This window comes from Rhodoferax sp. (assembly GCF_014859475.1).
GTDB lineage: Bacteria > Pseudomonadota > Gammaproteobacteria > Burkholderiales > Burkholderiaceae_C > Rhodoferax.
In genome coordinates, this window is the sequence record NZ_JACUUE010000133.1 from 1 (window position 1) to 7,035 (window position 7,035).

Here is a 7,035-nt window from a genome sequence, read left to right on the forward strand (position 1 = left end):
GCGGCGCACATAGTCAAAACCGTGACCCTGCGACGTTGGATACCGAAAATGCACGATAGGCGACTTGGCGTCCGCATCCAGTTCGTACTGGAGCCATGTGCCTGCGGGTGCGGTGCCCAACGCATCAATGATTGCGCTCTCCAACATGGGCAAGACGACCGTCTGCACCTTGTCAGCACATAGGCGCTGCATCTCCAGCACGGCGGCGTCGCGCTTCACGCGACTGGTCAAAGTGTCGAAGCCTTGCGCATCAGCACCCACAAACTCCGGCACCAGGCACAGATCAATATCTTCCGAGAACCGGTCAATGACCCCAAACACCTTGGACAAAGACGTGCCGCCCTTGAACACCACAAACGGTGCCAACTCAGACTGCGCAAACAACAAGCCCAGCAACCACGACACCCAGAAATCCTTCTCCAGAATCACGGCATTGAGGTGCAGCGTGAGTGCCGCGTTGTCAAACGCCAGCTTGCGGTCCGCGACCGACATGGCCGTGAAGCTATTGCTCATGGCCGGGCCACCTCACGAAAATGGGCGTGCATCCACTCCGGTGCCAATGCAATGTCTTGCAACAACGTGGCGCGTTCCACCGCTGGCAATGACTTGCGCAAGCGCGCAATGCGTTGCGGCGTGATGGTGGCCGCGCCAAGACTGCGAAACGCCTGGATCAGCATGGCGCTCAACCGGCCCGCCGCCGCCATGTTGCGTGGTGTTGTTCGCTTCAGGCTGATCTGGGTCGGCCCAACCTTTACAGTCCGCGTAGCGCCGTCTGTCAAAAACACCACCTGGGCAGGCACCTGCTCAGACAAACCCAAAAGGTTGGCCGCATAAACCCCCGATGGTTGTAGCCGAATGCCCTCTTTACGTTCCAGCGCCTTTGCCACCGATTCAATGGCGGGCCAAAGCAAACCCAAAACCGGGTGGACTACCGGCGTGTCGTACAGGCCGCGGCCTAAAAGGCGAATCGTACCGGCCGCCTTGCTGCGCGCGAGGGCGCTCGCCACTGCGGTGCGGCTGCCAAGATCGGCAAAGTCGGCAGGCGTAAACACCCAACCTGGCCCCTGTGCCTGGATGCGCTGTAGAACTTGGTCGTCAATAGACCCGGCATGCTTGCTCATTTGCAACGAATAATACTATAAATTCGTTGCAAAACATGAATCAACCAAGTGTTGCAGGTTGCTCTGCCGGTTCATATCCCCCTGGCCGCTGAATTTGACTTGACTCGGTGGTCATCTGCAAAAACCGCTGCCGGTGAAAACCCAAATAGTGGCCATGCTGCACAGACATCCAGCGCAACCGCATGCCTGCGGCAAGCCCCAATTTTTGCTGGTCGCTCGGCGGGATGGTTTTGGACACCAGCAACTCGCCCGCGTTCGAAAAGCTGACCAGGAAACTGTCGAATAGCACATCGAGGTTCGCACTCAGCGCCGCGTGGCCACCATCGAGAGCATCGGCTCCTCGACACGGATCGAAGGCAGCAAGCTGTCCGACCGCGAGGTTGAGCAACTGCTGGCCAACCTGAAGATCAAGCGTTTCGATACGCGTGACGAGCAGGAGGTAGCGGGTTACGCCGAGGTCATGGATGTGGTGTTCAGCGCCTGGCAGGACATCCCCTTCACCGAGAACTACATCAAACAGCTACACCACATCCTGCTCCAGCATAGCGACAAGGATACGTGGCACCGTGGTCAGTACAAGACCAACACCAATAGCGTGGCGGCCTTCAACGAACACGGCGAGCAGATCGGGATTGTGTTTCAGACGGCATCACCGTTCGATACGCCTCGTTTGATGACCGAGCTGGTCAGTTGGGTCAATGCGCAGCGCGAGTCCAAACTGCTGCATTCCCTGCTGATCGCAGCGATCTTCGTGGTGGTGTTTCTGGAGATTCATCCCTTCCAGGATGGCAACGGCCGGATCAGTCGAGCCCTGACCACGCTGATGCTCTTGCAGGCGGGCTATGCCTATGTACCGTACAGCTCGATGGAAAGCGTGATCGAACTCAACAAGGAAGCCTACTACCTGGCGCTGCGCCAGACGCAGGGCACGATTCGTACCGAGGCCCCGAACTGGCAGCCATGGCTGGTTTTCTTCCTGCGCTCCCTGGCTGAACAGGTACGGCGGCTGGAGAAGAAGGTCGAGCGCGAGAGACTGGTGTTGGCCAGACTGCCGGATTTGCCACTACAGATTGTGGAACTTGCCCGCGAGCATGGGCGCGTCTCGATAGGCGATGTCATCAAACTCACCGGCATCAGCCGCAATACGTTGAAGGCGCACTTGCGCAACCTGGTGTAGCGTGGACACCTCCGCCAGCAAGGTGGCGGCCGAGGTGTTTGGTACGAGTTGCGCTGATTAACGTGAAAGAATGTCGTCATTGCGTACGAAGTGACGCAATCCATGACTTGCGAAGACCTGGCTCTGATGGTGGTCCAACATGAGCTAACTGACAGTGCCGACGAGTAGCTGCGTCTGAGGGAAGCCGTTGGTCATGCCGGTGTTTTTAGGCGTTGATCTTCTCTTATTGCCTGCTTTCATGCCCAAGCGGCTGCCGACCGACGCATTGGCTCGCTGCTTGCCTGGGCTGACAAGGCCATCGCCAGTCATCAAAACGCGCGCTGAAATGACCAGCCACCGTGCAATTTAAATCGAGCCTGTCACCTTTGATATTGGGTCGCCCTCTTGCCGTTGGGCTTGCGCTTCGTTCGCCGTGATCAGCTTGCGACGGGACTTGCACCCGCAGGCGTGCGCCCATGCCGGGCGCACAAAAGAAAGCCCGCTTTCGCGGGCTTTCTTGAATAAATAATTGGAGTCTGACCCCAATTATTTAGTCTGGCCCATTATTATTTGCAGCTACCAGGCATCCACTTTGGAGGTGTGCCAGAACAGGTCCATGTCTGAATAAATCCCGCGTTAGCCAGTGGAGTAGGCTTGATGGTCACTGTAACGACTTGGGTAGCAATAAGGCCGGAAGTTACGATTACACCAGTTGCGTCAACATCCGTTTTTGTGACAAATTGTGTTGCATTTAGGTTGGAACATGCTGCGTAATCCGCTGTCGTGAAATCAACAGCACTTTGATTGACTTCAGATACACAAGTACGGGCAGCACCGGCTGCCAGTACTACCTCTGCTGCTTTGGCACGATTCGTGTAATCCTGATAAGCCGGCAAAGCCACAGCAGCCAAAATACCAATGATCGCCACGACGATCATCAACTCGATCAGGGTAAAACCCTTTTGCATGGAACGCTTCATCACTTACTCCTTGAAATTGAAAAAACCATCAACTGAACACCCGATCCATGCAGCAGGTTCCGTGCCAACTTGTTTTTGGCCGAAAAAACCACCTTTGGGCCCATTTTTGTCAGTGCCACGCCCAAACAGGTGACACATCTGGTTACGCAGCTTGTAAAAGTTGACATTTTTGTCAGTTTCGCGCGGTTGTACGCCGTGTAGCAAGTGCAGCGTGGGTCCGGGCTGGCCCTGCCCGTGGTATTGCGGCATGTAGCCGTCAATCCAGGCTTGCACCAGCGTGGCCTGAGAGGCATCTTTCGGCCGTTTTTTGGGGTCACGGCTGGCGGGTTTAGCCAGTCGTTTTTTCAGCGCGACAAACAGGGTTGGAGATATCGTATTCATCACGGCCATGTGACCCGTTTCTGACACGATGACCTGGCTGAATGGATGGGGGTCTGCATCGATTGCCAATCGGCGAATGACATCGGCCCGCAGGGTGCGATAACAGAACCGGGAAAGAATTCACCCTGGCATGCAGCCAACTGCGAAAGCAGCGCAAAACCTCAGCAGTGTGGTGGAGTGCCAAATGCAGCAGCAAGCCCTGAGCGATACAGCTGCGCTGAAGTTAGGCTGGCTGAGCGAACTCACCGAAAAAATCAAACCACCTGCAAATGGTGGGTCACCAGTTTGAAGTCGGGATCTTCAGGGAACGGCTTGACGACAAAACCCAGCCCCTTCATGAGTTTGAGCATGTTGGGGTTGTTGGCCAGCACCAGGCCCTCGATCTCGGTCAGGCCTTTTTCGCGGGCAAAGTCCATGATCGACAGCATCAGGCGCGAACCCAGGCCGCGGCCCTTGAACTCATCTGCCACCACCAGCGAGAACTCGCAACTGGCGCGGTCGGGGTTGGTGATGTAGCGCGACACGCCGATGATGCGCGTGTTCTCCACGGTGCTGCCTTGCGCATCAGTGCTTTCTTCGGTCACCAGTGCCACCAGCGCCATCTCGCGGTCGTAGTCGATCAGCGTGAAGCGTGACAGCATGGTGGCCGGCAACTCCTGCATGCTCGACACAAAGCGGAAATAGCGGCTCTCGGGCGACAAGCCTCGGACAAATTCCTGCAGCATGGTGGCATCGTCGGGGTGCACCGGACGCACGGTGTATTCGCCACCGCCGGCCAGCATGCACAACTGCTCGTGCTGCGCCGGGTACGGCAGAATGGCCAGATGGTTGTAGTGGCGCACTGACGGCGCCGTGTTGTCCACCACAATGCGCGCATCCACCGCGAGCGCACCCGATTCGTCGACGATGACGGGGTTGATGTCCATCTCGCGCAGCTGCGGCAGCTCGCACACCATTTCCGACACGCGCAGCAAAATCTGCTCCAGCGCCTCCATGTTGACGGCCGGCGCGCCACGCCACACCGCCAGCGTCTCTGCCACGCGCGAGCGCTCGATCAGGCGGCGCGCCAGAAACTGGTTGAGCGGTGGCAGTTCCATGGTGCGGTCGTTGATGATCTCGATCATGGTGCCGCCGGCGCCAAAAGCAATCACCGGGCCAAAGGGCTCATCGGTCACCATGCCGACGCACACCTCGCGGCCGCGCCGCTTGTTGGACATATTCTGGATCGTCACGCCGTTGATGCGGGCGTTGGGCTGCAGCTTGCTGACCGCCTGGATCATGTCGAGGTAGGTGTCGCGCACACTGGTGGCATTCAAAATATTGAGCGCCACGCCCTGCACGTCCGACTTGTGACTGATGTCGGGCGAGTCGATCTTGAGCGCCACCGGAAAGCCCAGCTGGGTGGCGATCATGATGGCTTCATTGGCGCTGCGCGCCAGGATAGTTTTGGTTACCGGAATGTGAAAAGCCGCTAGCAGCGCCTTGGACTCCATTTCGGTGAGCACCTTGCGGCGCTCGGCCAACACGCTCTCAATCAACAGGCGGGCACCTTCAATATCGGGATTGGCCAGGTCGGACAGGGGCGGCGGCGTTTGCTGCAGCAGCTGCTGGTTTTGGTAAAACGAGGCGATATTGCCAAAAGCGCCCACCGCCGCCTCGGGGGTGCGAAAGGTGGGAATGGCGGCATCGTTCAGAATCTTGCGGGCATCACCCACGGTGGCATCGCCCATCCAGCAGGTCAACAAGGGCTTGCTGACGTGGCGGTTAAAACCGGCAATGGCGCTGGCCACGGCACCGCCATCGGCGCCCATCTTGGGTGAATAAATGGCCAGTATGCCGTCAATCTCGACAGCATTGCTCAAGGCCTCGATGGCGGTGCGGTAGTGCTCCGGCCCGGCGTCTTCAGAAACGTCGATCAAATCGGTCAGCGTGGCCAGTGGCGGCAGTTGGGGTGCCAGATTTTGCGCCTGCTCCTGGGTCAGGCGGCCCATCTCCAGATGGATTTCGTTTGCCCAGTCAGCCGCCAAAACGCCCGGCCCGCCCCCGTTGGTGACAATGGCCAGCCGCCTGCCGACCGGCTTGTAGCGCGAAGCCAGGCATTTGGCCGCCGAAAACAGCGCCACGAACGAGCGCACCCGCACCGCGCCGGCACGCCGCAGCGCGGCATCAAAGACATCGTCGCTGCCGACGATGGTGCCCGAATGGGTCAGCGCCGCCCGGTTGCCCGCAGGCTTGCGACCGGCCTTGAGCACCACCACCGGCTTGGCATTGGCCGCCGCGCGCAGCGCGCTCATGAAGCGCCGGGCATTGGTGATGCCTTCCATGTAAATCACGATGCTATGCGTTTTGGCATCCGAGGCCAGAAAATCGAGCACCTGGGCCATATCGACCGCGGTATTGGGGCCGAGCGACACCACCGTGGAAAAGCCCACGGCGTTCTTTTTGGCCCAGTCCAGAATCGACGAGGTGAGGGCCCCCGATTGCGATACCAGCGCCAGCGGCCCCAGCGTTGCCAGATCGCCGGCCACACTGGCGTTGAGCTGCAAGTGCGGTCGCTGAAAACCCAGGCTGTTGGGGCCCAGCAGATAAATACCATCGCGGCTGGCTATTTTGTGCAGATCGGCCGCCAGCGCGGCATCAATGCCCGACGAAATCACCAGAGCAGAACGGCATTTGATGCGTCCGGCCAGTTCCAAAGCGGCCGCAACTTCGGTAGCTGGCAGCGCAATGATGGCCAAGTCGGCATGGACAGCCGCCAGGTCGGCCAGCGTGCCACTGGCATGAATGTCCAGAAAAAGCAGTTGGCCCGAAAAGCGCTGGGCCGTGAGGGCCTGGTGCAGCGCGCGCGCTTGGGACGTGAGCGTTTCGGGCTCATCGGGCTTGCCTGCAAACACCACAATCGAGGCGGGTGAAAACAAAGAACTCAAAAAATGCTTATCCATGAAACCACCTATTGACAATTAATCCAAGCTGTCCAAGCAATGGCGCAGAGCTTACCCTGAATGGCATGGTTGTTTTTGACTTGAATCACGAGAAGCGCAGGCAATTGCGCGACTTTATGCCACCTCGAACCACCAGGTCTGATTCGATCCCGGTTGCCGCGAAAATAGCACCCACATGAGCACCCCCCGGCCTGCCACCCTGCGCCGCATTGCGCACCTGGACATGGATGCGTTTTACGCGTCCGTGGAGCTGCTGCGCTACCCGCAACTCAAGGGGCTGCCGGTGGTGATTGGCGGCAAGCGCAGGCCACAGGACAAAGACCTGAAAGTGGCCCAGGGCGAGCGGGCGCCGCACAAGATTCCCGTGGCCGAGTTTCCGCGGCTGCAAGGCTACAGCGGGCGCGGCGTGATCACCACCGCCACCTATGCGGCGCGCCAGTTTGGCGTGGGCTCGG

The 7,035-nt window shown here is 58.9% G+C and carries 7 protein-coding genes and 1 pseudogene; 2 read left to right on the plus strand and 6 right to left on the minus strand.

Going from position 1 to position 7,035, the window contains the following annotated elements:
• The 3 genes from IBX54_RS10875 to IBX54_RS10885 all read right to left on the minus strand — a co-directional run.
• Window positions 1-513, minus strand: a 513-nt coding sequence (locus tag IBX54_RS10875; RefSeq protein WP_296542676.1) for a nucleotidyl transferase AbiEii/AbiGii toxin family protein, incomplete at its 3' end; no start/stop codon positions are given.
• On the minus strand, window positions 510-1,121 hold the full coding sequence (locus IBX54_RS10880; protein WP_296542677.1) for a DUF6088 family protein: 612 nt from the start codon (window positions 1,119-1,121) through the stop codon (window positions 510-512). The genes IBX54_RS10880 and IBX54_RS10875, both read right to left, overlap by 4 nt.
• Window positions 1,122-1,161: 40 nt before the next feature.
• Window positions 1,162-1,359, minus strand: coding sequence for a hypothetical protein (locus IBX54_RS10885; protein ID WP_296542678.1), 198 nt, complete (start codon window positions 1,357-1,359; stop codon window positions 1,162-1,164).
• 75 nt (window positions 1,360-1,434) lie between these two features.
• On the opposite strand from IBX54_RS10885, the gene IBX54_RS10890 reads away from it, so the two are divergent.
• The gene (locus tag IBX54_RS10890) at window positions 1,435-2,298 is read left to right on the plus strand and encodes a Fic family protein (RefSeq protein ID WP_296542679.1); all 864 of its coding nucleotides are present in this window, start codon (window positions 1,435-1,437) and stop codon (window positions 2,296-2,298) included.
• 545 nt (window positions 2,299-2,843) lie between these two features.
• Here IBX54_RS10890 and IBX54_RS10895 read toward each other — a convergent pair.
• The 3 genes from IBX54_RS10895 to IBX54_RS10905 all read right to left on the minus strand — a co-directional run bounded on the left by IBX54_RS10895 (window position 2,844) and on the right by IBX54_RS10905 (window position 6,580).
• Window positions 2,844-3,257: a pilin gene (locus IBX54_RS10895; RefSeq protein WP_296542680.1), complete on the minus strand. Its 414-nt coding sequence runs from the start codon at window positions 3,255-3,257 to the stop codon at window positions 2,844-2,846.
• 3 nt (window positions 3,258-3,260) lie between these two features.
• A complete protein-coding gene (locus IBX54_RS10900; protein ID WP_296542681.1) occupies window positions 3,261-3,707 on the minus strand; it encodes a GSU2403 family nucleotidyltransferase fold protein in 447 nt (148 codons plus the stop codon).
• 185 nt (window positions 3,708-3,892) lie between these two features.
• Window positions 3,893-6,580, minus strand: a complete 2,688-nt coding sequence (locus tag IBX54_RS10905) for a bifunctional acetate--CoA ligase family protein/GNAT family N-acetyltransferase (protein ID WP_296542682.1) — start codon at window positions 6,578-6,580, stop codon at window positions 3,893-3,895.
• 175 nt (window positions 6,581-6,755) lie between these two features.
• On the opposite strand from IBX54_RS10905, the pseudogene IBX54_RS10910 reads away from it, so the two are divergent.
• A pseudogene (locus IBX54_RS10910) lies at window positions 6,756-7,035 on the plus strand (DNA polymerase IV); the annotation flags it as partial.